Source organism: Actinomycetospora lutea, from assembly GCF_028737205.1.
Lineage (GTDB): Bacteria > Actinomycetota > Actinomycetes > Mycobacteriales > Pseudonocardiaceae > Actinomycetospora > Actinomycetospora lutea.
Genome location: NZ_JAQZAL010000024.1, coordinates 64,429 through 88,356 on the forward strand (window position 1 = coordinate 64,429; position 23,928 = coordinate 88,356).

Here is a 23,928-nt window from a genome sequence, read left to right on the forward strand (position 1 = left end):
TGCACACTTTGGTGACGACGTCAATGCGCGCGGATGTGTCCGGAGCTGCTCCACCGGGGTGGTTGACATCCCTCTCAACTGTATCCACTCTGTTGGGGTGATCGAGCTGGTCGACATCGCCTACGTCCGTTCCGGCGCGGCCGATCTGGCCGGCGCCGTCCGGTTCGCGACCGAGGTGGTCGGGCTGGAGCACGTGGACGGCCCCGCGGACGACACCGAGCCCGGCGTCGCGCACCTCCGGGCCGACGGCCGCCACCACTGCCTGGCGTTCGTCGCGGGGGCGAGCGGCGTCATCGCCTCGGCCTTCGCCGTGGCCGACCCCGGCGCGCTCGCGCTGGCGGAGACCGAGCTCGAGACGCGCGGGTTCACCGTGCGCCGCGGCGACCCCGCGGAGGCCCGGTCCCGGCGGGTGAGCGAGTTCGTCGCCTTCGACGATCCCTTCGGCAACCGCATCGAGCTGGTCGTCGGGCAGCAGACGCTCGCCCGCCCGGTGCGGTACGGGCGGAGCGCGGGCATCACCGAGTTCGGCCACCTCTGCCTCGACGCCCCCGACGTGGCCGAGGCCCACCGGTTCTGGTCGACGACGTTCAACGCGCGGGCCTCGGACTGGATCGGCGACGCGGCCTGCCTCATGCGCATCGACGAGGTGCACCACAAGCTCGCGGTGTTCCGGGGCGACGAGCCGGGCCTGTGCCACGTCAACTTCCAGGTCGCCGAGCTCGACGACGTCTTCCGCAACTGGCACCACCTGCAGGACCGGGGCGTCGTGATCGAGATGGGGCCGGGGCGCCATCCGCAGTCGGGCGCGGTCTTCCTGTACTTCCTCGGCCCCGAGGGCCTGACCTACGAGTACTCGTACGGCGTCCGCCGGATCACCGACGAGGCGGCCTGGCGGCCCCGGTTCTTCGACCCGGCCGAGCCCGGCTCCATCGACATGTGGCTCGGGCCGACGCAGAAGCCCCTCACCCAGCCGCAGCTGCTCCCGGAGGGAGTCCGCTCATGATCTTCGTGACCCACGCGCTGCCCGTGAACGCCCCCGGCGAGCCGCTGATCACCCGCGAGGCCCTGTGGGACGGGCTGGTGCGCAAGGCGGAGAACGCGCTGCCGTTCGTGCCGCAGATGACCGACTGCACGGTCACCGCGCGCCACAGCGACACCGTGTTCGACCGCGACATCGTCTTCAAGGGCCAGGGCTTCTCCGAGCGGATCACGCTCGAGCACCCGCACCGGGTGGTGTTCACCCGCATCGCCGGGCCGGTGCTCGGCACGATCGCCAACGAGATCGAGGGCGAGGGTCCCGACGAGCTCACCCTCCGGTTCAGCTTCGCGCTGACCGTGGCGGGCGAGCCGGGCGGCTCGGCGGGCGAGCAGGCCCACGCCGACCAGATGACCGACAGCTACCGCGCCGCGGTGGCCGCCACGCTCGGCGCCGTCCGCAAGATCGCGGCCGGCGCGACCCTCTGACCACCCCGGGAGCGGATCATGTCCGATTGGGTCACCGACTACTACGCCGACGTCGACGCGCTCCGCCTGGAGCCGTTCGTCGCGCGCCACGCGCAGGACGCGGTCGTGGTGTTCGGCAACCAGCCGCCGACCGTCGGCATCGCCGCGATCCACGACGCCTTCGAGGGGTTCTGGGCGATGATCGGCGGGATGCGCCACGAGGTGCACCACCGCTGGGACGAGAACGACGGTGCGACCGCGATCCTCGAGGTCACCACGCACTACACGACGAAGGGCGGCACGCACGTGCCGCTGCCGTGCGTGTCGATCCTCGACCGCGACACGGAGGGCAAGGTGACCTCGCTGCGCATCCACATCGACCTCGCGCCGCTGTTCGCCGCGATGGCGCAGGAGGCCCAGCCCGTCTCGTGACGGACGCCGACACCGCCGAGCAGGTCGCGCTCGCCGCGCGGGTCCTCGCGCGGCACGGGCTGGTCACCGCGTTCGGGCACGTCTCGGCGCGGGTCGGCGACCGGGTGCTCGTCACCCCGCCGACCGCGCCGGGCCGCGTCGCGGCCGGCGACCTCGTGACGGTCGACGTCGCGGCCGAGGAGCTCCCGGCCGGCGCCGCCCCGGAGACCTGGGCGCACCTGGCCGTCTACCGCGCGCGCCCCGACGTCGCCGCGGTCGCGCGGGCGCAGCCGGAGTCCGCGTTCGCCGCGGCGGCGGTCACCGACGAGCTGGCGCCGGTGCACGGCCAGGCCGCCTGGCTGGGCCGCCGCGTGCCCGTGCACGGAACCGCCCGCCTGCTGCGCGATCCCGAGCGCGCCGCGGCGGCCGCCCGCACCCTCGCCGACGCCGACGCCGTGCTCCTGCGCGGCAACGGCGCGCTCACCGTCGGGGAGACGCCGGGTACCGCGGTGGCGCGGATGTGGCTGCTCGACGCGGCGTGCCGGGTGCACCTCGCGGCGGCGGCAGCCGCCGTCGACCACCGTCCCGTGACGCTCGACGACGAGGACGTGGCGGCCTGGCGCACCGCCGCTCCGCCGCTGCTGGAACGTCTGTGGCGCCATCTGGCGGGTCTGTCGTGACCCGTTCGGCGCCGGGGCCTGCATACACTCCTCCGGTGTCGATCGGTGAGCTCCTCGGGGGACGGGACGGGCTGCGGATCCCCGACCCACGGCAGACGAGCGTCACCGTGCACACCTACCTGCGCGACCTGATCATCAGCGGCGACCTCCCGCCCGGCACCCAGCTCAAGCAGGCCGAGCTCGCGCGCGTCCTCGCGGTGTCGCGCACGCCGCTGCGCGAGGCGTTCCGGATGCTGCAGGAGGAGGGGCTCATCTCCGCCGAGCCCAACCAGCGCAGCCGCGTCGTCGGGCTCGACGCCGAGGAGCTCGACTCCCTGTACGCCGCCCGCGTCACCCTCGAGTCGCTCGGCGCGCGGCTGACCGCCGGGAAGCTCGGCCGCGACGAGGTCCGCAACGCCACCGCCGCGTTCCGCGAGATGGAGCGCACCTACAAGGCCGGCGACATGGCGAGCTGGACCGTCGCCCACCGCAGCTTCCACCGCCTGCTCGTCGGGCGCTGCGGCGCGACCGTGCTGCGGACGATCAACTCCTACGCCGAGCAGAGCGAGCGCTACGTGCGCATCGACCAGAACCAGCACGGCAACGACTTCGCGTCCCGCCAGGCCGAGCACCAGGCGATCTTCGACGCCGTGCGTGCCGGGGACGGGTCGGCGGCCGTCGCGGCCATGGCGGGCCACCTCGCAGGGACGGCCCGCCGCGTGGTCGACGGCCACGCCCCGGGCCACGGCACCCCGTGCGTCGACGCGGCGCTGTCCCTGCTGCTGAACGGCTGCTCCGCGCCCTAGTGGTCGCCCCGCGACGGCCGGGTCGGCAGCGCGACGGAGGAGCGCTGACGGTCCCGGACCTCGGAGCGGTCAGTGGTCCAACGAGGGCGGGTCGATCGGGCCCCACTGGTTGACCGTCGCCAGGTCGACCTCCCACGTCCGCGGATACATCGGGAACTCCTCGTGCCAGGGTCGCGGTTCCCAGTAGCCCTTCGCCTCGTCGTGCACGACGTCGATCTGGGTGAACAGCTCGATGACGTTGCCGTCGGGGTCGCGGTGGTAGGTGAACAGGTTGTGGCCCGGCCCGTGCCGGCCGGGACCCCAGTGAAGCCGGTAGCCGTTCCGGGCCAGGTGGTCGAGCATCGAGATCAGGTGGTCCGGGTCGCGCATCTCGTAGGCGATGTGGTGCATGCCCGCGTACTTCTGGCTGGCCATGAAGTTGGCCGCGTGGTGGTCGGCGTTGCAGCGCATGAACACGAAGAAGTCGCCGACGGTGTCCGACCACCGGAACCCGAGGAGGTCCTGGTAGAAGGCCTGCATCGGGGCCAGCTCCGGGGTGTAGGCCGCGACGTGGCCGAGCTTGGTGGGGCGCAGCGGGGTGAAGCCCTGCACCCCGCTGGGGTCCTGCGCGGTGGTCAGGTGCAGGGCGACGCCGGTGAGCGGCTCGTCGAGCACCAGCACGTCCGGGGTCCCGGGCCCGATGTCGCTGCGGCGCTCGGTGACGTAGCCGGCGTCCTTGAGCCGCGCCTCGGCGCTGTCGAGGTCCTCCCACAGCTCGTACCCGACGACCTGGCGGGCCTTCGCCTCGCCCTTCGTGACGACGACGCAGTGGTGGTCGACGCCGGTGGTCAGGAACGCCCCGTTCCCGTCGCCCTCGACGAGCACGAAGTCCAGGACCGTCGTGTAGTACTCGACGAGCCGCTCGACGTCGGGGGTCTCGAAGCCGACGTAGCCGAGCTTCGAGACGTTCACCGTGCCCATGAGACGTCCTCTCTCTCCGTGACGTGGTTCCGCAGTGCCCCGACGCCGTCGACCTCGGCGACGGTCTCGTCGCCCGGGGCCAGGAAGTCGCCGCGCGGGAAGCCGACGCCGGCCGGCGTCCCGGTGGCGATGACGTCGCCCGGCTCGAGGGTCACCGCGCGGCTCGCGGCGGCGATCAGCCGGTCGATCGGGGTCACCATGTCGGTGGTGCTCGAATCCTGCTTGACCACGCCGTTGACCGACAGGCGCAGCGCCGTGGCCTGCGGGTCGCCGACCATCCAGGACGGCACGATCCCCGGGCCCAGCGGGCAGAAGGTGTCGCCGGCCTTGGCCAGGACCCAGTCGTGCCCGAACGGCGGCGCGACCGCGTCGGCGCGCTCGAGCAGGTCGCGCGACGAGATGTCGTTGACGATCGTCCAGCCGGCGACGACCTCGTAGGCCCGCTCGACCGGGACGTCGGCGCAGCGGCGGCCGATCACCGCGGCGAGCTCGACCTCCCAGTCGATCTTCCGTCCGGCACGGTCGGGCAGCACGATCGCGTCGTCCGGCCCGACGACCGAGGTGGTCGGCGGCTTGAAGAAGAAGTACGGGGCGACGTCGCCGTCGAGGCGCGCGACGCCCATCTCGGCGAGGTGCGCGTAGTAGTTGGCGCCGGCGCAGAGCACCTTGCGCGGGTAGAGCAACGGGGCGGCCAGGACCGCGCCGGGCACGGGGTCGAGGCGGTCCGGGTCGAGGGCGCGCAGCGTCGGCGCGAGCTCGTCCCACTCCCCCAGCACCTCGAGCATCGTGCGCCCGGCGAGCTCGTCGGGCGCACGGCGGATCTCGCCGCCGGCGCGCACGCCGACCTCGGCCTTCGACACGTCGCCCTGGTGGTGGGTGACGAGCATCCACGGCGGCTCGCGCACGCGTCCTCCTCGCAGCGTCGGGGTGGGGTGGTGCGCGCTCAGCCGGTGTCGGCGGCCGCGGTGGTGAGCACGATGCGGCCCATGTTGTCGTCGGCCTCGAGGAAGCGGTGCGCGACGGCCGCCGCCTCCAGGGGGAACGCGCGGTCGACGACCGGGCGGAAGCCGCGCCCGACCTCGGCCCAGAGCGCCCGCGCGCTGGCGTCGTTGCCGGTGCGCACGCCGAGGATCCGCTGGTTGAGCGTGTAGAGCCGCGCGAGGTTCAGCGGGACCGTCCCGCCGAGGAAGGCCCCGGAGGACACGACGGCGCCGCGCGGGGCGAGGACGTCGGTGGCGTGGCCGAAGATCTCGGGCTCGCCGAGGTCGTCGACGGCGACGGCGACGCCGGCCCCGCCGGTCAGCGCGCGGACGTCGTCGACGAAGGAGTCCGACGTGGGGTCGAGCGCCGCCTCGAGCCCGAGGGCGAGCAGGCGCTCGCGCTTCCAGCCGGCGCGCGAGGTGCCGATGACCCGCGCCCCGAGGTGGCGGGCGAGCTCGGCCGTGGTCGCCCCGAGCGCCGAGGCCGCGCCCACGACGAGCACCCAGTCGCCCGCGCGCATCCCGGCCTGCCGCAGCTGGTTCATGGCGACGGGCCCGGCGAGCGCGACGCCGGCGGCGGTCGCGGGGTCGAGGTCGTCGGGGATCGCCCAGACGGCGGCGGCCGGGACCGCGGTGTACTCGGCGTAGGCGCCGCGGCCGTGCACGCCGGCGATGTGCAGGCGCGGGCAGGCCTCCTTGTCGCCCTCGGCGCACGCCGCGCAGTCGCCGCACCCGAGCACCGGCCAGACGGCGACGTGCTGGCCCACGTCGACCCCGCGCACGTCGGCGCCGACCGCGACCACCGTGCCCGCGTGCTCGACCCCGAGGACGTGGGGCAGCTCGGGCTTCACCGGGTGGCGCCCGGCGCGCAGGGAGACGTCGAGGAAGCGCCCGACGCACACCGCCGCGACCCGTACGAGGACCTCGCCGGGACCGGGCTCCGGGGTGGGCAGCGTGTCGAGGGTGAGCACGTCGGGCGACCCGAAGCGCTCGAGCACGACCGCCGACATCGTGCGGGGGATCGCGGGCGGGACGGACGGCCAGACGGCGGGGACGGGACTCGCGGACAGTGTCGGCATCGGCGCGCTCCGTTCGGGTCGGGGCGCAGTCATAGTGCACACACTTTGCCGGGCCGCGCAATGCGCCGCGACCCCTCAGCCGATCGCGCGCACCCGGTAGCGGAAGTGCGTGACGCGCCGGCCCGGCACCACCAGGTACGGGTCGTCGAGCACGACCTCCGGGGCGTCCTCGCCGAAGAACCGCTTGCCGCGCCCGAGCACCACCGGGGCCAGGTCGATCTCCACCTCGTCGACGAGCCCGGCGGCGAGGGCCTGCCCGCCGACGTCGCCCGCGGTGACCGAGACGTCGCGGTCGCCGGCGAGGTCCTGCGCGGCGGCGACGGCCGCCTCGACCCCCTCGGTGACGAAGGTGAACGGCGCGGTGCCGTAGTGCGCCCAGTCGGTCGGGACGGAGTGGGTGAGCACGACGACGTGGCCGCCCGCGGGCGGGCGCCCCTCCCAGCCGTTGGTGTGGTCGAACAGGTGGCGTCCGATGACCCCGGCCTCGATGCGCCCCCACTGCTCGCGCATCCAGTCCGCGCTCTGCGGGCCGGTGCGAAACGGGCGCTGCTCGTCGCCCGCGTGCACGTCGGTGTCCCCGGCCGAGAACCAGTCGAAGATCGGGCCCACCGAGTCGTCGGGACGGGCGATGAACCCGTCGAGCGACATCGTCGCGATCAGGACCACGGACATGGTGACCTCCTCGTCGTTCCCGGGGAGGCGACGGTATCCCTCTAGGACCCAGTATTCAACCGTATAGTTGAGCAACCGGAGGCCTCGGTCACACGTCCTCGTTTGGTAGACCGGGACGCGGCACGGTGTCGTGTCAGGGCTCACCGACGAGTGCGTGCGAGAGGTAGTGCCAGTGGAGTTCCGGCAGTCGAACAAGCTCCGCGACGTCTGTTACGAGATCCGCGGTCCGGTGGTCGAGCAGGCGAACCTGCTGGAGGAGGCGGGCCACAGCGTCCTGCGCCTCAACACCGGCAACCCGGCGCTGTTCGACTTCGAGGCGCCGGAGGAGATCGTCCAGGACATGATCCGGATGCTCCCGCAGGCGCACGGCTACACCGACTCGCGCGGCGTGCTGCCCGCGCGGCGCGCGGTGGCCCAGCGCTACCAGGCGCGGGGGCTCGACGTCGACGTCGACGAGGTGTTCCTCGGCAACGGTGTCTCCGAGCTGATCTCCATGGCCGTCCAGGCGCTGGTCGAGGACGGCGACGAGGTGCTCGTCCCCGCGCCGGACTACCCGTTGTGGACGGCCGTGGTCACGCTCGCCGGCGGCCGCGCCGTCCACTACCGCTGCGACGAGTCGGCCGACTGGGCCCCCGACCTCGACGACGTCGCCGCCAAGGTCTCCGACCGCACCAAGGCCGTCGTCATCATCAACCCGAACAACCCGACGGGGGCGGTGTACTCGAAGGAGGTCCTCGAGGGCCTGCTCGACATCGCCCGGCGGCACGGCCTGATGGTGATGGCCGACGAGATCTACGACCAGGTGCTCTACGACGACGCCGTGCACCACGACGTCGCCTCGCTCGCGCCCGATCTCGTGGCGCTGACGTTCTCGGGGCTCTCGAAGACCCACCGCGTCGCGGGGTTCCGCTCCGGCTGGCTCGTCGTCACCGGGCCCCGCCAGCACGCGCGCGACTACCTCGAGGGCCTGGCGATGCTGGCCTCGATGCGCCTGTGCGCGAACACCCCGGCGCAGTACGCGATCCAGGCGGCGCTCGGCGGGCGGCAGACCATCGGCGAGCTCTGCGCCCCGGGCGGGCGGCTGCGCGAGCAGCGGGACCGCGCGCACGAGGGGCTCAACGCGATCCCCGGCGTCTCCTGCGTGAGGCCCCGGGGCGCGCTCTACGCGTTCCCGCGCCTCGACCCGGACGTCTACCCGATCAAGGACGACGAGCAGTTCGTGCTCGACCTCCTGCGCGAGGAGAAGATCCAGGTCGTGCAGGGCACGGGCTTCAACTGGCCCACGACCGACCACTTCCGCATCCTGACCCTCCCTCACGCGGCGACCCTCGACGACGCGATCACCCGCATCGGCTCGTTCCTGGAGACCTACCGCCAGGGCTGACGGTCCGGCGCGCCCCGGTACGCCCCGGTGCGCCCCTGTGCGCGGTGCGAGCGATGCGGCATCGCTGGCATGTGACGCCAGGATCGCCACATCCTCGTGGGCGCGACACGCCGGGGAGCGACGCCGGCCCGCGGTCTCAGGCCGAGGTCCGGGCGGGGACGACGAGGCGGTGGTCCGGGGTGAACAGGCGCCGGACGACGCCCAGCGCCACGACGGTGGTCGTGGTCGCCGCGGCGGCGAGCACCAGGAATATGACCACCGCCTGCACGAGCCCCGCCGAGGGCGAGGCGCGCCTCCACCTCGTCGCGCTTGTCCTGCAGCTCCCCACCAGGCGGCGACCGACGAGCACGGTCGCGGTCATCGCGTTGCCGATGATCAGCCCGGCGATCGGCACCAGCGTGCGCGACGACAAGGGCAGCACCCCGAGTCCGAAGATCACGAGCATGGTCACCGCGCTCGCGGCCAGGAACGACACCGCGGCGATCGGCAGCAGGCGCGGGACCTCCGGGGAGCGCCGGCGGGCCGTCCACCCGGCGTAGGCGACCAAGGGAGACGCCTGGCGGCGACACCGACGAGCAGCAGGGAGAACGCGAGGCCGGGCAGGCTGACGGTCACGTCGTCACCGCCCGTCCTCGACGTGCAGGACGCGGTCGGCGACCCGGCGCACCTGCTCCGCGTCGTGCCCCACCCACGCGACGGTCAGGCCGTCGCCGGCGAGCTCGAGCACCGAGCGCTCGAAGGCGCGGCGACGGCGGGGTTGTCGCGGACGGTCCCGGCGAACGGCGTCGCGCGCTGGAACACCATGCCGACCCGCCGGCGCAGGGCGAGCACGTCGAGGTCGTCGAGCGGGGTCGCGTCGTAGGAGACCGTGCACGCGTCCGGGACGTCGAGGCGGTCGAGCAGGCGCAGCAGGGTCGTCTTGCCGGCGCCCGACGGGCGCCACAGCACCGTCACGCCGTCGGACGGGATGTCGGCGTCGACGTCGTCGAGCACCGTGCGCGGCGGACGACGACGCCGCGCAGGGAGGAGCGCACGGGCGGCAGGGCGCCCGGCACACCGGCGAGATATCAGGTACCCTCAGTACCTAGTACCAACGGAGGGAGAACCCCATGCTCGGTGACATCGCCGGAACCGCGCCCCTGCGCGACGCCCTGACGACCACCAACACCCTGCTCGAGCAGGTGCTCGAGGAGCTGCGACGCGTGAACGCCGACGGCCTCGTCACCGTCGCGCAGGAGCTGCGCGCGATCCAGGGCGCGCTGCCCACTCCCGAGAAGGCGTGACGACGGCCACCCACCCGACCACCATGGCCCGGTGCCCCCTCCGCAACGCGGCGCCGTCGCGCCGGACCTCGCGGCGGAGTTCCCGGGGCTCGGGCTGTGGTGGGTCGCCGTCGACGTCGCGCCCCGTGCCCGCGAGGACGGGCGGGCGCGGCTACGCCGGCTCTCCGACGACTACCGGCCCCGCGACGCGCTGAGCCCCGGCGGGCGGCCCGCCGCGCACGACGCCGCGCGCGTGTTCGCCCGGCAGGTCGGGCTCGATCCCGACGGCGCCGGGCTGCGCCCCGACGCCGTGGCCCGCGAGTCGGCGCTCGCCGGCCACCTCGTCAGCCGCGGTCCGGTGGCGGACGCCCTGCTCGCCGTCGCCGTGACCAGCGGGGTGACGCTCGCCGCCGTCGACGCGCGCGGCGTCACCGGCTCCCCGGGCCTGCGGGCGAGCGCGGCCGGCGAGACGGTCGGTGGCCTCCCCCTGCCGCCGGGGACGCTCGTGGTGGCCGACGACCGGCGCGCGCTCGCCCGGCTGTTCGCCGACCCGCCGCACGACCTGCGACCCCGTCGGGCGCGCGGCGTAGTGCTCTGGGCCGTCGAGGTGCCGGGTGCTCCTCCGTGGGAGACCGAGGAGGCCGTGTGGCAGGCGGGACGGTTCCTCGCCGGCGACTGAGGCCCTACCGTCGGACGCGGAGAGGGCCGCCATGACCATCACTGACGCACGCCACATCGCTCCGGCGCCGGCCCGGGAGCGGGACGCCCGCGCCACCCTGCTCGCCCAGATCGCCCGCCTCGAGCACCGGCTCGCGATCGCGGCGCCGCGGGACCGCGCCGCACGTCCCGCGCCGGTCGCCGGCCCGCGCGTCCTCGACCTCGGCGAGCTGGAACGGGTCCGCGACGACCTCGCCGTCAGCGTCGGGATCGCGGCCGACCTCGCCGCCGCGCGCGCCGCGGCGGTGGCGCAGGCCCACGCGCTGCTCGCCGCGATGACGGCCGACCCGGCCGCGCACCCCGGCGCCGTGGTGACCTCCGACGACCTCGGCGAGCCCGGCTGCCGGCGCTGGTGCGTGCGGCCCGTCCTCGGCCCCGTCGGCCGGCTCGCGGGCTGGTGGCGCGTGCGGATGTCGTCCGGTTGCCCTTGACCGGTCGGGTCGGATCGTTCTCGGCGACCGGGCGAGGAGGAGACGTTTCGGCCCCCGTCCCTCGGGGACCCACGCCGCGGCGCGACACCCGCGCCCGTCGTGAAGGGACCCGCGGTGAGCGCACTCCTGTTCGGCTCCATCAGCAGCATCGCCGACACCTCCGAGATCCAGCGGGCCGCCTTCAACGAGGCCTTCGCGGAGCACGGTCTCGACTGGCAGTGGGACCGTGACGACTACCGCTCCCGCCTCGACCGCGCCGGCGGCGCGGACCGGATCGCGCAGGAGGCACGCCGCCGGGGCGAGGACGTCGACGCCGCTGCCGTGCACGGCACCAAGTCGCGGATCTTCCGCGAGAAGCTGCGGACCGGCGGCGCCGCCCCGCGCGACGGGGTCCTCGACACCCTGCGCGCGGCGAAGGACCACGGCTGGAAGGTCGGCTTCGTCACGACGACGTCGCGCGACAACGTGCTCGCGGTGATCGAGGCCCTCGGTCCCGCCGTCGGACCCGACGACTTCGACGTCGTCGTCGCCACCGACTCGGTCGACGCACCCAAGCCCGACCCCGCCGCCTACACCTTCGCGCTGCAGGCCCTCGGCGAGGACGCCGCGTCCGCCGTGGCGATCGAGGACAACCCCGACGGGGTGCGCGCCGCCGCCGCGGCCGGTGTCACCTGCCTCGCCTTCCCCAACGAGAACACCGCCGCGGTCGACTTCCCCGACGCCGCCCGCCGCGTCGAGCGCCTGGCCGCCGACGACGTCACCGCGCTCGCCGCCTGAGCGGCGGGACCGAGCCCACCCCCTCAGCAGGCCGCCGGACCGCCGGCGGTCCGATTCCTCACGCCCCGACGGAGTCACATGAGCATCGAGCCGTACCTCACCGCCACCGACACCGCCTTCCACGTCGAGGGCTACCAGAAGATCGACTACTCGCTCGTCATCACCGACGGGGTGTTCGCGCCGGGCAACCCCGGGCTCGCGGACGCCTACCGGCCCTACGGGCGCTGCCTCGCGGTGGTCGACGCGACCGTCGCCGAGCTGCACGGCTACACCATGCGCGCGTACTTCGACCACCACGGCATCGACCTCACCGTCTTCGCGATCGCGATCGACGAGGCGGACAAGACGCTGCGTACCGCCGAGCGGATCGTCGACGCGTTCGGCGACTTCGGGCTGGTCCGCACCGAGCCGGTCCTCGTCGTCGGCGGCGGCCTGACCACCGACGTCGCGGGCTTCGCGTGCTCGATCTTCCGGCGCGCCACCAACTACATCCGTATCCCGACCACCCTGATCGGGCTCGTCGACGCGAGCGTCGCGATCAAGGTCGCGGTCAACCACGGCAAGGCGAAGAACCGGCTCGGCGCCTTCCACGCCTCCCAGCAGGTGTTCCTCGACTTCTCGTTCCTCGCGACCCTGCCCACCGAGCAGGTGCGCAACGGGATGGCGGAGCTCATCAAGATCGCCGTCGTCGGCAACGACGGCATCTTCGAGCTGCTGGAGAAGTACGGCGAGGAGCTGCTGGAGACCCGCTTCGGGCACCGCGACGGCTCCCCGGAGCTGCGCGAGGTGACCGACCGGCTCACCTGGGACGCGATCGAGACGATGCTGCGCCTCGAGGTGCCGAACCTCCAGGAGCTCGACCTCGACCGCGTCATCGCCTTCGGGCACACGTGGAGCCCGACCCTCGAACTCTCCGGCGACGAGCCGTTCTTCCACGGCCACGCGATCAGCGTCGACATGGCCCTGTCGACGACGCTCGCGCAGCGTCGCGGCTACATCACCGCGTCGGCGCGCGACCGCGTCCTGGGGCTGATGAGCCGTCTCGGGCTCTCGCTGGACAGCCCGTTCCTGACCTCCGAGCTGCTGGCGACGGCGACCGACTCGATCCTGCAGACCCGCGACGGCCTGCTGCGCGCCGCCGTGCCGCGGCCGATCGGGACCTGCCACTTCGTCAACGACCTCGACCTCGCCGAGCTCACCGAGGCGCTCGACGCGCACCGCGCGATCTGCGCCGACCTGCCGCGGGCGGGGGCCGGCGTCGAGGTGTTCCGGCGATGATCGCGCCGGCCCGGCCCGTCACCCCGGTCGGCATCCTCGCGGCGACGCTCGAGCGCGTCGCCGCGGGACTGGAGGGCGTCGCCGGCGTGCCCGACGGCGTCCGCGACGACCTGGACCGGGCCCGTGCGCTCGCGGGCGGGCTGAACCCGTACCTCGAGCAGTGCACGACCCCCGAGTCGCCCGCCCTGGCCCGGCTCGCGGCCGCGACCCGCGAGCGCGACTGGTCGGCCCGTGACGCCTCGGCGGTGTTCCTCGAGCAGGAGATGCTCTCCGGCCACGTCGAGGGGCAGACGCTGAAGATGCTGGTCGCGGCGACGCGGGCCCGCCGGGTGCTGGAGGTCGGGCTGTTCACCGGCTACTCGGCGCTGGCCATGGCCGAGGCACTGCCCGAAGGCGGGCGGCTCGTGGCCTGCGAGCTCGACGCCGAGGTCGCGGCCGCCGCGTGCCGGTCGTTCGCCGACTCCCCGGCCGGCGGGCGCATCACCGTGGAGGTCGGCCCGGCCGCGGGCACGCTCGCCGCCCTCGCCGAGGCCGGCGAGCAGTTCGACCTCGTCTTCGTCGACGCCGACAAGGCCGGGTACGCGGGCTACCTCGCGACGCTGCTCGACGGCGGGCTGCTCGCCCCGCACGGCCTGGTCTGCGTCGACAACACCCTCCTGCAGGGCGAGCCCTGGACCGGCGCCCCGGGGGAGAACGGCGCGGCCATCGCCGCCTTCAACGAGACCGTCGCCGCCGACCCGCGGGTCGAGCAGGTGCTCCTGCCCCTGCGCGACGGCCTGACCCTCATCCGCCGGGCCGCGTAGGAGGCACCCCGTGCAGACCACCCCGCACACCCCGATCGGCGTCGAGGTGACCGGCCTCGACCTGCACGCCGGGCTCGACGACGAGCAGGTCGACGCGCTGCGCACCCTGCTGGGCGAGCACGGCGTCGCCGTCATCCCCGGCCAGGACGGGCTCGACGACGACGGTTTCGCGGCGTTCCTCGCCCGCTTCGGCGAGATCACCTTTACCGCCGGCGAGACGCCCGTGCCGGGCCGCGACGACCTCAACGTCGTCAGCAACGTCGGGCGCACGTCGCCGCCGCGCAGCGTGTTCCACGTCGACACCAGCTACGTCTCGCGGCCGCCGACGTACACGGCGCTGCGTGCGGTGACCATCCCCGAGAGCGGCGGCGAGACGCTGTTCACCAACCAGTACCGCGCCTACGAGACGCTGCCGGGCGACATCCGCAGCCACCTCGCCGGGCGCCGGGTCACCCACGTCGTGAGCGGGCTGGCCCCCGAGGACGCGGGGCCCGAGACGCGCGCGGAGCACCCGGTGTTCCGGCGGCACCCGGTCTCCGGGCGCACCTCGCTGTACCTCTCGACCCCCGAGCGCTGCGTGGAGATCAGCGGCATGGACCGGGGCGCGTCGCGGACGACGATCGGCTACCTCTACGAGCACTCGACGGCCGAGGACAACGTGTTCCGCCACGCCTGGTCGCCGGGCGACGTCGTCATCTGGGACAACGGCTGCGTGCTGCACCGCGCCGACCACGCCGCGGTGTCGGGCGACCGCGTGATGCACCGGGGGATGGTCACGGCCCCGGACCCGGCACCGTGAACCGTCTCCGTCATGCCCCGAAGACCCTCGGCGCGCTCGCCCTGCTCACCGTCCCGCTGCCGGTGACCCTCGCGGTCACGGCGGGCGCCCTGCTGCGCTCCCTGGTCGTGCCGCCGCGCCGGGCCGAGGCGGTGGCGCCCCGGACGGTGCTGGTCAGCGGCGGGAAGATGACCAAGGCGCTGGCGCTGGCGCGGGCCTTCCATGCCGCCGGGCACCGCGTGGTGCTGGTCGAGTCGGCGAAGTACCGCTTCACCGGGCACCGGTTCTCCCGCGCCGTCGACGCCTTCCACGTGGTCCCCGAGCCGGGGGCGCCGGGCTACGTCGAGGCGCTGCGCGACGTGGTGGTCGCCGAGGGTGTCGACGTCTGGGTGCCGGTGTGCAGCCCCGCGGCCAGCCGGCACGACTCCCTGGCGAAGCCCGTGATCGCCGAGTTCTGCGAGGTCCTGCACCCCGACCCGCAGGTGCTGCGCATCCTCGACGACAAGGACCGGTTCGCCGAGGCCGCCGACACCCTCGGCCTGCCCGTGCCCGAGACCCACCGGGTGACCGCCCCCGCCCAGGTCGAGGACTTCGACTTCGACGGCCGTCCGGGGCCGTGGATCCTCAAGAGCGTCCCGTACGACCCGGTCGCCCGCCTCGACCTCACGCCGCTGCCGCGACCGACCGCGACGGCGACCGCCGAGCTCGCCCGCACGAAGCCGATGTCCGACGACGCACCGTGGATCCTCCAGGAACTGGTCGCCGGCCAGGAGTACTGCACGCACGCCACCGTGCGCGAGGGCCGCGTGCAGGTGTGGGCCTGCTGCGAGTCGTCGGCCTTCCAGCTCAACTACGCGATGGTCGACAAGCCCGAGATCGAGGAGTGGGTGCGCCGGTTCGTCGCCGCGCTGCGCGTGACGGGGCAGGTGTCGTTCGACTTCATCGAGACCCCGGACGGGCGCCTCGTCGCGCTGGAGTGCAATCCGCGGACCCACTCGGCGATCACGATGTTCCACCGCGACGCCGAGGCGCTCGCCCACGCCTACCTCTCCGACGTCGACGGCCCGCCGCTGCTGCCCTCCGCCGGCAGCCGCCCGACGTACTGGCTCTACCACGAGCTGTGGCGGATGGTCTCCCGTCCGTCGACGGCCCGCGAGCGCCTCGCGGTCCTGCGCGCCGGCACCGACGCCGTGTTCGACCGCGACGACCCGCTGCCGTTCCTGCTGCTGCACCACCTGCAGATCCCGTCGCTCCTGCTGCGCAACCTGGTCACCGGGCGACCGTGGATCCGGGTCGACGTCAACATCGGCAAGCTCGTCGAGCCGGCGGGGGACTGACATGGCCCTGCGCGTGCTGCACCTGGCCGGGTCGGCGGTCAGCGACTTCCACGCCGACCTCTCGCTGACCTACGCCCGCGGGTGTCTCGAAGCCACGGCGGACTCCTACGAGTCCCACCCGGCCTACGTCTCGCCGGACGGGCGGTGGCGGTTCCCCGCGACGCTGGAGCCCGAGGCGATCGCCGCCGCGCCCGCGCTCGACCCGCCGGACGCCCTGGCCCACCTCGGCCGGCTCGGGCTCGACGTCGTGCTCCCCCAGATGTTCTGCCTGCCCGGCATGACGTCCTACCGTTCGCTGTTCGCGGTCCTCGGCATCCCGGTGGTCGGCAACACCGGCGAGGTCATGGCGCTCGGCGCGCGCAAGGCGGCGGCGAAGGCCCTCGTCGCCACCGCGGGGGTCGACGTCCCGCGCGGCGAGGTTCTGCGCCGCGGGGAGCGCCCGACGATCGTCCCGCCCGCGGTCGTCAAGCCCGACGACGCCGACAACTCGCTGGGCGTGACGCTGGTGCGCACGCCCGCGGGGTTCGACGCGGCGCTGGACGCAGCCTTCGTGCACGCCAGGCGGGTGATCGTCGAGGAGTTCGTGCCGCTCGGGCGCGAGGTGCGCTGCGGCGTCATCGAGCGGGACGGCGAGCTGGTCGGGCTGCCGCTGGAGGAGTACCTCCTCGACGCCGACACCCGCCCGATCCGCGGGTACGCCGACAAGCTCGCGCCCGGCGACGGCGGCCTGCAGCTGGTCGCCAAGGACGACCCCGACGTCGTGCTCGTCGACCCCGCCGACCCGCTGACCGCGCGCGTGTGGGACGTCGCGAAGCGCGCCCACGTGGCCCTGGGCTGCCGCGACCACTCGCTGTTCGACCTGCGCATCGACCCCGCCGGGCGCCCGGTGTTCCTCGAGGCGAGCCTCTACTGCTCGTTCTCCCCCGCCAGCGTCCTCGCGGTGATGGCCCGCGCGGGCGGGATCGAGCTCGACGAGCTCCTGGCGATCGCGATCAGGCAGGCCCGCTCCAGGGCCTGAGGACCTCGTCGGCCCAGGCGGCGAGCCGGGGCTCGTCGTGGCTGACGCTCAGGACCCCGAGCCCGCGCCCCCAGCCCCCGGTCCCCCGTCTCGAGCAGCGGCGGAGGAGGTTGTCGGGGTCGTACACCGCTTCGATCCCGGCGAGTCGCTCGTACTTGGTGGGCCCGTAGGCGGCGCGGATGCGGTCGGATTCGTAGTCGGTCATGACGTTGACGTAGCTTCACGCGCCGGCGGCCGCCGCAGCGCCGGCGCCCTCATGGTGGAAGGCGATCTGCGCGCTCACCGGCTCGGGCTCGGCGGAGTGCAGGCTCTCCAGGCCCGCGGCGACGTGCCGGTGGAGCAGCCGTCGCCGAGCCGGACCCACCAGCTCGGCGGCCACCTCCCGCGGTGCGCACCACGTCCACGTCGCGCCCTCGGCTCCCCTTCCCTAGCGCGGAGTGTTGCGGTGTCCGGCTGCGTGTCGCTCCGTCGCCTCTTCTCGCTGCAACAGCCGGGGGATGATCTCAGCTCGGCGAACGCCTTCCTCTGCCGCGGCCGTGTCGAACGGAGCGTCGTTGACGTCGTCGGGCCACTTCTCGACGACGCCGGTGGCCCAGTCGACCCACTGGGCGACGGTGACGTAGAAGTCGGTGAGGAAGCGTCCGGGCAGCTGGTTGAGTCCGGCGCGCTCGGGAAAGGCTCCGCGGTGCTCGAGGTAGGCGCGCGCGGTCTCGAGGTTCTCGGCGTTCTGCTCGAGCACCCAGGCTCGCATCGCCTCGAGGTTGGCGAGGACGTCGGCTTTGGTGCCGCTGTCGGCCAGATGAATCTTGACGAGCTGCTCGCACTCGAGGACCGGGCCGTCCCCTGGTTGTGACAACCACCCTGCCAGGGCGCGACGGCCCTGGGCGGTGATCGTGTAGCGGGTCCGAGGGCGACGCCCGACCGAGTCGTCGGTGGCCCGGGCGTAGCCGTGGGCCACGAGCTTCTTGGGCTCCTCGTAGAGCTTGCTCCTCGCCCGCGGCCAGATGCGCCGGAGGCTGCGGTCCACCTGCTGCACGAGCTCGTGGGTGGTCCAGGGCCTGACCGCCAGCAGCCCGAGGATCGCATACGAGGTCGCGGTCAGCGTGGGGGCACTTGACATGACTCTCCCTTGGGGAGAACCTGTATTCTCCCCAAGGGAGATTAGCAGGAGAAGAGGCGGTCTGCCGTGACCCCTACCGACAGCGTGCCGGTCGACCCGGCCAACACCGCACAGCGCAGTGCCTGGGACGGCGACGAGGGCGCCTTCTGGGCCGCGCACGCCGACCACTTCGAGCGAGCCCTCACCGCGTACCACCCGCGCCTGTTCGAGACCGCCGCGATCACGACGCGCGACCGGGTCCTCGACGTCGGCTGCGGCACCGGCCGCACGACCCGCGACGCCGCACGGATCGCCTCGGCGGGCTCGGCGCTCGGGGTCGATCTCTCCTCGGCCATGCTCGACGTCGCCCGACGCCGGGCCACGGCCGAGGGGCTCACCAACGTCACCTTCGAGCAGGTCGACGCCCAGGTCCACGGGTTCGCCCCGGCGAGCTGCGACGTGGCGATCGGCGCCACCAGCGCCATGTTCTTCGGCGACCGCGTGGCCGCGCTGGTCAACATCGGCCGGGCGCTGCGACCCGGCGGGCGGGTGGTCCTGCTCACCTGGCAGCCGCCGCACTGCAACGAGTGGATCCGGGAGCTCACGACCGCCCTGGCCGCGGGACGTGAGCTCCCGACTCCGCCGCCGGGGGCGCCGGGTCCGTTCACCCTTGCCGACCCCGACGTCCTCCGCGCCGTGCTGACCGAGGCCGGCTACCACCGGGTCGAGGTGGAGGGGATGTCCGCGCCGATGTGGTTCGGACACGCCACCGAGGACGCCTTCGGTCTGGTGGCCGGCCTGCTCGGCTGGATGCTCGAGGGCCTCGACCCGCCCGGTCGAGCTCGGGCGCTGGACGACCTGCGAGCCACCATCGCTGCCCACGAGACGCCCGACGGGGTGCTCTACGGGTCCGGAGCCTGGATCACCTCCGCCACGTGGGCATCAGTATCACCACTGAGCTGAGACAGCCAGCTCGGCAGCCGGTGCGCTGGTGGCTGCCGTTCCGGCGGCGTGGCAACTCGGTGCTCCGTGCGCTCGCCGCCGCTCATCGGCGCTGCGGGACGCGACACCCGCGGGACCGCCGTGGCCCAGCGGCTGCCTCGAGTAGCTGGTCTGCAGCGGGAGGGCCCGGCGATACTTGGGCGATGTCGGCCCAGGCGCAGCTCGTCCTGGCGCACCAGGCGCTCGATGCCGGGCGGTGGGCGGACGCCAAGGACGCCTTCCACGCCTCATTGGGCGGTACGGACGCGGCGGACGTACACCTCGGGCTGGCCTGCGCGTGTTGGTGGTTGGGCGAGAGCCACGATGGCGTGGCGCATGGCAGGCGGGCATACCGGGCGGCCCGCCGCGCCGACGATGACATCACGGCGGTGCGGTGCGCGGTCTGGCTGGCGATCACCTACAAGGCCAACTTCGGCAACCCGGCGGCGGCCGACGGCTGGCTGGCCCGCGCGGACCGGCTGCTGGCGCCGCTACCGCGCGGCCCACTGCACGGCTGGGTCGGGATCGCCCGCGCCTACCGAATGCCCGACCTGGACCGCGCGCTCGCGATCTCCCAGGAAGCCCTCGACGTCGCCCGGGTGGCAGGCGACGTCGATCTGGAACTGGTCGCCCTGAGCCAGCTCGGGCTTCACCGCGTCGGTCGCGGCGAGATCGCGGACGGGTTCGCGCTGATCGACGAAGCGATCGTTGGCGCGCTCGCAGGAGAGGGATCGTCGTTGGACACGGTGGTGTACACCTGCTGCGACATGCTCCACGCCTGCGAGCTGGCCTCCGATCTCGAGCGGGCGGCCCAGTGGTGCCGCGTGGCCGATGACTTCATCGCCACCTACGGCTGCCCCTTCCTCTACGCGGAGTGCCGCATCTTCTACGGCAGTCTGCTCGTCGCGCACGGCCGGTGGGCCGAGGCCGAGGAGGAGCTGCACGCTGGCCTGCGGATCACCCGCGACGCCTGCCCGGGTCTGCACGCCCGGGCCCTCGTCCGGCTCGTCGGGCTCCGCGTCCGCCAGGGCCGGCTGGAGGAAGCCGACCTCCTGATCGCCCGGCTCGGCGGCGACGCCGACGCAGACGACGCCTACGCGCACGAGGAGGCGGCGCTCGCGGTCGCAGCGCTTGCGCTCGCGCGCGGCGACGCGGCGCGCGCGGCCACGATGCTGCGGCCCCGACTGCGGTGGCTGGCCCGGCATCGTCATCGGCTCGTGGCCGGCTTGGACCTGCTTGTGGATGCGCACCTCGCGACAGGCGACGCCGAGGCGGCAGGAGACGCCGCCGATCGACTCACCGCGGCCGCCGCAACCGTGGGGGCCGAGGCAGCGGCCGCGATCGCCGCGGCCGCTCGCGGCCGGGTGGGGGCGGCGCGGGGCGACGTGGAGGCCGCGGTCGACGGGTTGGAGTCAGCGCGGGCCATCTGGGGCCGGCTCGGGATGCCCTTCGAGGCGGCCCGGGCTCGGCTCGCGCTGGCGGGAGTCATCGAGGAATCCGCCGTCGACCTCGCGCGCGGGGCGCTGACCGTCTTCGAGGACCTGGGCGCCACCCTGGATGCCGACCGTGCGGCGGCTTTCCTGCGCGCCCGGGGTGTGGTCGCCCGCACAGGAACCAAGCGGGCCGGCGAACTCACCAACCGCGAGCGCGAGGTACTCGGACTGCTCGGCCGGGGCCTGTCGAACCCGGAGATCGCCGCACGCCTGTACGTGAGCCGCAAGACCGCCGCCCACCACGTGAGCAACATCCTGGCCAAGCTGAATCTCCGCAACCGGACGGAGGCCGCCGCCTACGTGACGACGCCGCGGTAGCGAAACCAGCCGTGGCATGGGTCAGCTGCCCCATGCTCGACCGCCTGGCCACAGCCACGCTCGCGCCATGACCAGCACATCCGAGTCGTTCCAGCTCCCTACCGAGGCCGCCGAGTTCTACGAGTCCGCGTTCGTGCCCGCATTCTTCGCCCAGTGGGCGCCCGTCCTCTGCGCGGCCGCGGGGGTCGGGCCCGGCCAGCACGTTCTCGACGTCGCCTGCGGCACCGGGATCGTCGCGCGCACCGCGGCCGACCTGGTCGCCCCCGACGGCAGCGTCGTCGGCGTCGACCTCAACGAGGCGATGCTCGCCGTAGCCCGACGGGTGCGGCCCGACCTGGACTGGCGCCGCGGCGATGCCGCCGACCTTCCCCTCGACGACGACTCCTTCGACGTCGCCCTGTCCCAGATGGCACTGATGTTCGTCCCGGACCGGATACGGGCGTTGAGCGAGATGGCGCGGGTGACCCGTCCCGGTGGGGCGGTCGGCGTCCTGGTCCCCGGCCGGCTCGACGCACAGCCGGCCTTCGCGCCGTTCGTCGAGATGGCCGTCCGGCACGCCGGTCCCAGCGCCAGCTCGCTGTTGACCAGCTACTTCACCTGCGGGGACCTGGAGGAGCTGACCGAGCTCGCCGAGTCGGTCGGGCTGGCAGCGACCGTGAGCCGTACGGAGCCGGGCACGTACCGCGCTCCCTCGGTCGATGCGTTCGTTACCACCGAGGTGGAGAGCACGCCGCTCGTCGACCGCCTGTCCGAGGCCACCTATCGACAGATTCGCGACGAGGCGCACGCCGTCCTCGCGCCTTTCACCGCCGCCGACGGCAGCGTCGAGGCTCCCTTCGAGGCCGACCTCCTCGTGGCACGCCGCCCTCGAGGCTGAGGCGGCCCGCCTCACCTGGCCGGTCTGCGGGCCGGTTCGCCCTGCGGCTCGCATCCCGGCTCCGCGTGGAAGCGGCGAAGGACCCCGCCGGGTCACCGCGGCGGGCCGTGCGTCCCTGGTGCGCGACGGCGGGGCGTGGTGGTCTCGCGTCGTGCGCGAGGGTGTGGTCCGCAGTGGTGACGGCACGGCGCTGAGCGTGTGGGACAACGCGGCGCCCGGGGCGCCGGTGGTGATCAGCAACGGGATCGGCGCCTCGTACGGCTCCTGGCCCCGCCTCGCCGCACCCGACTGCGGGGTCCACGCCGTGGGTTGGCACCACCGCGGCCTGGGTGGGTCGCAGCGGCCCCGCGACGAACGACGGATCGGGGTCGCGGACCATGCCGACGATCTCGAGGCGGTGATGGACGAGGCGGGCTTCGACCGGGCGGTCCTGGTCGGGTGGTCGCTGGGCGTGGGGGTCGCCTTCGAGGTCGCTCGGCGCGACCCCCGGCGTGTCGCGGGAATCCTGGCCGTCGGCGGGGCCCCGGGAGCAGCGTTCCAGCTCCTCCGCGTTCCGCCGGGCACGCCCGCGCAGGCGCGCGACGTCCTCGGGCAGACGAGCGCGTGGATGCTGCGCGTGGTCGGGCCTTCGCTCGCCGCGACGGCGTCGATGTGGTCGGCCGCGACGTCCGCGGCCCCGGGAGGCCGCGGGTCCCGCCTGTCGCCGCTGCTGGACACCATCAACACCTTCACCCGCCACGACTGGACCTGGTTCTCCCGCCTGGTCCTCGAGGCGAGCCGCCAGCCGGCGCTGGACCCGTCCGTCGTGCCGTTTCCCGTCACCGTCGTGGCCGGCCAGATCGACGCGTTCGTCGACACCGAACGCCTCCGCGCGGTCGCCGCGTCCATGCCCGACGCCCGCTTCGTGGCCCTGCCGGGCAGTCACTTCGTCCCCGTACAGCAGCCCGACGCGGTCCACGCCGAGCTCCTGGACCTCGTCACCCGGACCGATCTCGCGCCCTGACCCCTGCCCGCAGCGGGGCACCCGCTCGAACTCGTGGCGCTGCCCGCGATCGAGGCGACCGCTCGTCGGGTGTGGGACTTGCGGCCCTGGCCGGTCCCGCCCTCCCAAGAGTCTGCTGCGGCTGTGGGGCCGGTTGCAGCAGTGCCTCGCAGAGCCTGTCTGCCCATCTCGGCGACAGACAAGCGACCGACGACTTCGAGGAGGTCACCAGGCCATGAGCGAACTCAGCCCCTTCGACCCCGCAACGGCCCCCTACTGGTGGGCGCACATGTGGAAGGAGATGCGCGAGCACCAGGAACGGGTGCTCACGGAGACGCACGAGCAAGGGGCCCCGGAGCCGACCCACCCGGACTACGTCGACCGCGATGGTGACCTCTGGCTCTATCTACCGCACTGCGACCGTTACATGTACACCGCGAAGACCGGGCAGTTCTCCACCGAGGCGGAACGTCACCACGTGCGGCAGTTCTGGGGAACCATGGTCGACCGTGACAACGTCCGTGACTATCTGGATTTCTGGGATCGCATGCTTCTGACCAAGGAGAACCTTCGCGAGCACTTCGGCCCCCTTGCCGAAGCGTAGAGGACCCGTAGCCGATCGAATTGAGAACGCCGGGCCCCTTCGACGAGGCGCCCGGGGGAGCTACGATGACCGACGCCCCACGAAGACCACGCCGTGACGTGACCCGTCTGCTCCTTGCCGACGGCTGGCACGACATCGAGCAGTGGACGTTCGAGCTGGACGGACACAGCTTCGGGTTCGCCGAGCTCGTGTCCGTCGAGGGTGCGCACGGCGAACTCACCGCGACCGGTCGCTTCATCACGGGCCCGCTCACCTCGGTGCTCGCGGTCGAATCCCAACCGAAGCACTCCGGCAACGTCCCCGGGCAACCCGTGCGACCTCCGCCCTGGCCCTAGTACTACAGCCGGATTTCGAGATGGCTGGCGCGGCTTGCGTAGTGGCAGCGGCGGGCGCGGGCTTGGTGTCGTCGGCGCCAGTGTGACCAGGTCAGGACCGCCTCGACGGCCCTGGTCGGTACCCAGATCAGGGCGTTGAGCAGTCGTCGGATCTCGGCCAGGGAGAGTGGAATCAGCTCGCCGATGCTGGCGGGGAGGCTCCAGGGCCCCCCTTTTCCCGGGTCCGGGTGCCGGCTCGGGTAATGGTCAGGAAGGCGTGCGCGAGCATGGCCAGGGTGATGTGCCGATACCAGCCGCCGTGGCGGCGGACCTGGTAGTGATCCAGCCCGACCTCGTTCTTGGCGGTCTGGAAGGTCTCCTCGATCGCCCAACGGACCCCGGCGATCCGAGCGAGCTCGCGCAGCGGGGTCTTCGCCGGCGCGGCGGCGAGGTAGTAGGCCAGGT

At 73.6% G+C, this 23,928-nt stretch carries 29 protein-coding genes and 2 pseudogenes; 21 read left to right on the plus strand and 10 right to left on the minus strand.

Going from position 1 to position 23,928, the window contains the following annotated elements:
• Positions 1–97 precede the first annotated feature (97 nt).
• Genes PHK61_RS23635 through PHK61_RS23655 form a run of 5 tightly spaced genes read left to right on the plus strand, consistent with a single transcriptional unit; the run spans position 98 to position 3,319 of the window.
• A complete protein-coding gene (locus tag PHK61_RS23635; RefSeq protein WP_274283477.1) occupies positions 98–1,003 on the plus strand; it encodes a VOC family protein in 906 nt (301 codons plus the stop codon).
• Positions 1,000–1,464 carry an SRPBCC family protein gene (locus PHK61_RS23640; protein WP_274283478.1) on the plus strand — a complete coding sequence of 155 codons (465 nt, stop codon included), beginning with the start codon at positions 1,000–1,002 and terminating at the stop codon, positions 1,462–1,464. Before PHK61_RS23635 ends, PHK61_RS23640 begins: the two co-directional genes overlap by 4 nt.
• A gap of 18 nt (positions 1,465–1,482) precedes the next feature.
• Complete coding sequence (locus PHK61_RS23645; RefSeq protein ID WP_274283479.1) at positions 1,483–1,875, plus strand: nuclear transport factor 2 family protein; 393 nt, start codon at positions 1,483–1,485, stop codon at positions 1,873–1,875.
• Positions 1,872–2,534 carry a class II aldolase/adducin family protein gene (locus PHK61_RS23650; protein ID WP_274283480.1) on the plus strand — a complete coding sequence of 221 codons (663 nt, stop codon included), beginning with the start codon at positions 1,872–1,874 and terminating at the stop codon, positions 2,532–2,534. The genes PHK61_RS23645 and PHK61_RS23650 overlap by 4 nt, the downstream gene beginning before the upstream one ends.
• A 35-nt stretch (positions 2,535–2,569) precedes the next feature.
• On the plus strand, positions 2,570–3,319 hold the full coding sequence (locus PHK61_RS23655; protein ID WP_274283481.1) for a GntR family transcriptional regulator: 750 nt from the start codon (positions 2,570–2,572) through the stop codon (positions 3,317–3,319).
• A 69-nt stretch (positions 3,320–3,388) separates the two neighbouring features.
• Here the strand turns inward: PHK61_RS23655 and PHK61_RS23660 are convergent, their stop codons facing one another.
• From PHK61_RS23660 to PHK61_RS23675, 4 genes are all read right to left on the minus strand, one after another.
• Positions 3,389–4,279, minus strand: a complete 891-nt coding sequence (locus tag PHK61_RS23660) for a VOC family protein (RefSeq protein WP_274283482.1) — start codon at positions 4,277–4,279, stop codon at positions 3,389–3,391.
• A complete protein-coding gene (locus tag PHK61_RS23665) occupies positions 4,267–5,184 on the minus strand; it encodes a fumarylacetoacetate hydrolase family protein (RefSeq protein WP_274283483.1) in 918 nt (305 codons plus the stop codon). Before PHK61_RS23665 ends, PHK61_RS23660 begins: the two co-directional genes overlap by 13 nt.
• 38 nt (positions 5,185–5,222) lie before the next feature.
• Positions 5,223–6,338 (minus strand): alcohol dehydrogenase catalytic domain-containing protein, encoded by a 1,116-nt coding sequence (locus tag PHK61_RS23670; RefSeq protein ID WP_274283484.1) that lies wholly within the window; start codon positions 6,336–6,338, stop codon positions 5,223–5,225.
• Positions 6,339–6,413: 75 nt separating this feature from the next.
• The gene (locus tag PHK61_RS23675) at positions 6,414–7,010 is read right to left on the minus strand and encodes a dihydrofolate reductase family protein (protein ID WP_274283485.1); all 597 of its coding nucleotides are present in this window, start codon (positions 7,008–7,010) and stop codon (positions 6,414–6,416) included.
• 172 nt (positions 7,011–7,182) lie between these two features.
• Here PHK61_RS23675 and PHK61_RS23680 point away from each other — a divergent pair, with 172 nt between their 5' ends.
• Positions 7,183–8,394, plus strand: coding sequence for a pyridoxal phosphate-dependent aminotransferase (locus PHK61_RS23680; protein ID WP_274283486.1), 1,212 nt, complete (start codon positions 7,183–7,185; stop codon positions 8,392–8,394).
• A gap of 136 nt (positions 8,395–8,530) precedes the next feature.
• Here the strand turns inward: PHK61_RS23680 and PHK61_RS23685 are convergent, their stop codons facing one another.
• Positions 8,531–8,941, minus strand: coding sequence for an ABC transporter permease (locus PHK61_RS23685; RefSeq protein ID WP_274283487.1), 411 nt, complete (start codon positions 8,939–8,941; stop codon positions 8,531–8,533).
• Between the two features lie 152 nt (positions 8,942–9,093).
• The gene (locus tag PHK61_RS23690; protein ID WP_274283488.1) at positions 9,094–9,387 is read right to left on the minus strand and encodes an ATP-binding cassette domain-containing protein; all 294 of its coding nucleotides are present in this window, start codon (positions 9,385–9,387) and stop codon (positions 9,094–9,096) included.
• A gap of 116 nt (positions 9,388–9,503) precedes the next feature.
• Here PHK61_RS23690 and PHK61_RS23695 point away from each other — a divergent pair, with 116 nt between their 5' ends.
• The 9 genes from PHK61_RS23695 to PHK61_RS23735 all read left to right on the plus strand — a co-directional run bounded on the left by PHK61_RS23695 (position 9,504) and on the right by PHK61_RS23735 (position 16,795).
• A complete protein-coding gene (locus PHK61_RS23695; RefSeq protein WP_274283489.1) occupies positions 9,504–9,677 on the plus strand; it encodes a hypothetical protein in 174 nt (57 codons plus the stop codon).
• Between the two features lie 31 nt (positions 9,678–9,708).
• A complete protein-coding gene (locus tag PHK61_RS23700) occupies positions 9,709–10,335 on the plus strand; it encodes a hypothetical protein (RefSeq protein WP_274283490.1) in 627 nt (208 codons plus the stop codon).
• 31 nt (positions 10,336–10,366) lie between these two features.
• The gene (locus tag PHK61_RS23705) at positions 10,367–10,804 is read left to right on the plus strand and encodes a hypothetical protein (protein ID WP_274283491.1); all 438 of its coding nucleotides are present in this window, start codon (positions 10,367–10,369) and stop codon (positions 10,802–10,804) included.
• 114 nt (positions 10,805–10,918) lie between these two features.
• A complete protein-coding gene (locus PHK61_RS23710; RefSeq protein ID WP_274283492.1) occupies positions 10,919–11,581 on the plus strand; it encodes an HAD family hydrolase in 663 nt (220 codons plus the stop codon).
• Between the two features lie 78 nt (positions 11,582–11,659).
• Entirely contained in the window at positions 11,660–12,859 is a 1,200-nt protein-coding gene (locus tag PHK61_RS23715; protein ID WP_274283493.1) for a sedoheptulose 7-phosphate cyclase, read from the plus strand.
• Positions 12,856–13,662, plus strand: coding sequence for an O-methyltransferase (locus tag PHK61_RS23720; protein ID WP_274283494.1), 807 nt, complete (start codon positions 12,856–12,858; stop codon positions 13,660–13,662). The genes PHK61_RS23715 and PHK61_RS23720 overlap by 4 nt, the downstream gene beginning before the upstream one ends.
• Positions 13,663–13,672: 10 nt before the next feature.
• Entirely contained in the window at positions 13,673–14,461 is a 789-nt protein-coding gene (locus PHK61_RS23725; RefSeq protein WP_274283495.1) for a TauD/TfdA dioxygenase family protein, read from the plus strand.
• Positions 14,458–15,777 carry an ATP-grasp domain-containing protein gene (locus tag PHK61_RS23730; protein WP_274283496.1) on the plus strand — a complete coding sequence of 440 codons (1,320 nt, stop codon included), beginning with the start codon at positions 14,458–14,460 and terminating at the stop codon, positions 15,775–15,777. The genes PHK61_RS23725 and PHK61_RS23730 overlap by 4 nt, the downstream gene beginning before the upstream one ends.
• Position 15,778: 1 nt before the next feature.
• Complete coding sequence (locus tag PHK61_RS23735) at positions 15,779–16,795, plus strand: D-alanine--D-alanine ligase family protein (RefSeq protein ID WP_274283497.1); 1,017 nt, start codon at positions 15,779–15,781, stop codon at positions 16,793–16,795.
• Here PHK61_RS23735 and PHK61_RS23740 read toward each other — a convergent pair.
• The 3 genes and pseudogenes from PHK61_RS23740 to PHK61_RS23750 all read right to left on the minus strand — a co-directional run.
• Positions 16,770–17,003: pseudogene (locus PHK61_RS23740) on the minus strand (hypothetical protein); the annotation flags it as partial. The gene PHK61_RS23735 and the pseudogene PHK61_RS23740 overlap by 26 nt on opposite strands.
• Before the next feature lie 12 nt (positions 17,004–17,015).
• Entirely contained in the window at positions 17,016–17,174 is a 159-nt protein-coding gene (locus PHK61_RS23745) for a hypothetical protein (RefSeq protein WP_274283499.1), read from the minus strand.
• A 48-nt stretch (positions 17,175–17,222) separates the two neighbouring features.
• Positions 17,223–17,915: a PadR family transcriptional regulator gene (locus tag PHK61_RS23750; protein ID WP_274283500.1), complete on the minus strand. Its 693-nt coding sequence runs from the start codon at positions 17,913–17,915 to the stop codon at positions 17,223–17,225.
• Between the two features lie 66 nt (positions 17,916–17,981).
• Here PHK61_RS23750 and PHK61_RS23755 point away from each other — a divergent pair, with 66 nt between their 5' ends.
• From PHK61_RS23755 to PHK61_RS23780, 6 genes are all read left to right on the plus strand, one after another.
• On the plus strand, positions 17,982–18,857 hold the full coding sequence (locus tag PHK61_RS23755) for a class I SAM-dependent methyltransferase (protein WP_274283501.1): 876 nt from the start codon (positions 17,982–17,984) through the stop codon (positions 18,855–18,857).
• Between the two features lie 182 nt (positions 18,858–19,039).
• Positions 19,040–20,686, plus strand: coding sequence for a helix-turn-helix domain-containing protein (locus PHK61_RS23760; RefSeq protein WP_274283502.1), 1,647 nt, complete (start codon positions 19,040–19,042; stop codon positions 20,684–20,686).
• A gap of 67 nt (positions 20,687–20,753) precedes the next feature.
• Positions 20,754–21,563, plus strand: a complete 810-nt coding sequence (locus PHK61_RS23765) for a methyltransferase domain-containing protein (protein ID WP_274283503.1) — start codon at positions 20,754–20,756, stop codon at positions 21,561–21,563.
• A 151-nt stretch (positions 21,564–21,714) separates the two neighbouring features.
• Positions 21,715–22,566 carry an alpha/beta fold hydrolase gene (locus PHK61_RS23770; protein ID WP_274283504.1) on the plus strand — a complete coding sequence of 284 codons (852 nt, stop codon included), beginning with the start codon at positions 21,715–21,717 and terminating at the stop codon, positions 22,564–22,566.
• 214 nt (positions 22,567–22,780) lie between these two features.
• Entirely contained in the window at positions 22,781–23,149 is a 369-nt protein-coding gene (locus PHK61_RS23775; protein ID WP_274283505.1) for a hypothetical protein, read from the plus strand.
• A gap of 98 nt (positions 23,150–23,247) precedes the next feature.
• Positions 23,248–23,484, plus strand: a complete 237-nt coding sequence (locus PHK61_RS23780; protein WP_274283506.1) for a hypothetical protein — start codon at positions 23,248–23,250, stop codon at positions 23,482–23,484.
• A gap of 172 nt (positions 23,485–23,656) precedes the next feature.
• Here PHK61_RS23780 and PHK61_RS23785 read toward each other — a convergent pair.
• Positions 23,657–23,928: pseudogene (locus tag PHK61_RS23785) on the minus strand (IS701 family transposase); the annotation flags it as partial.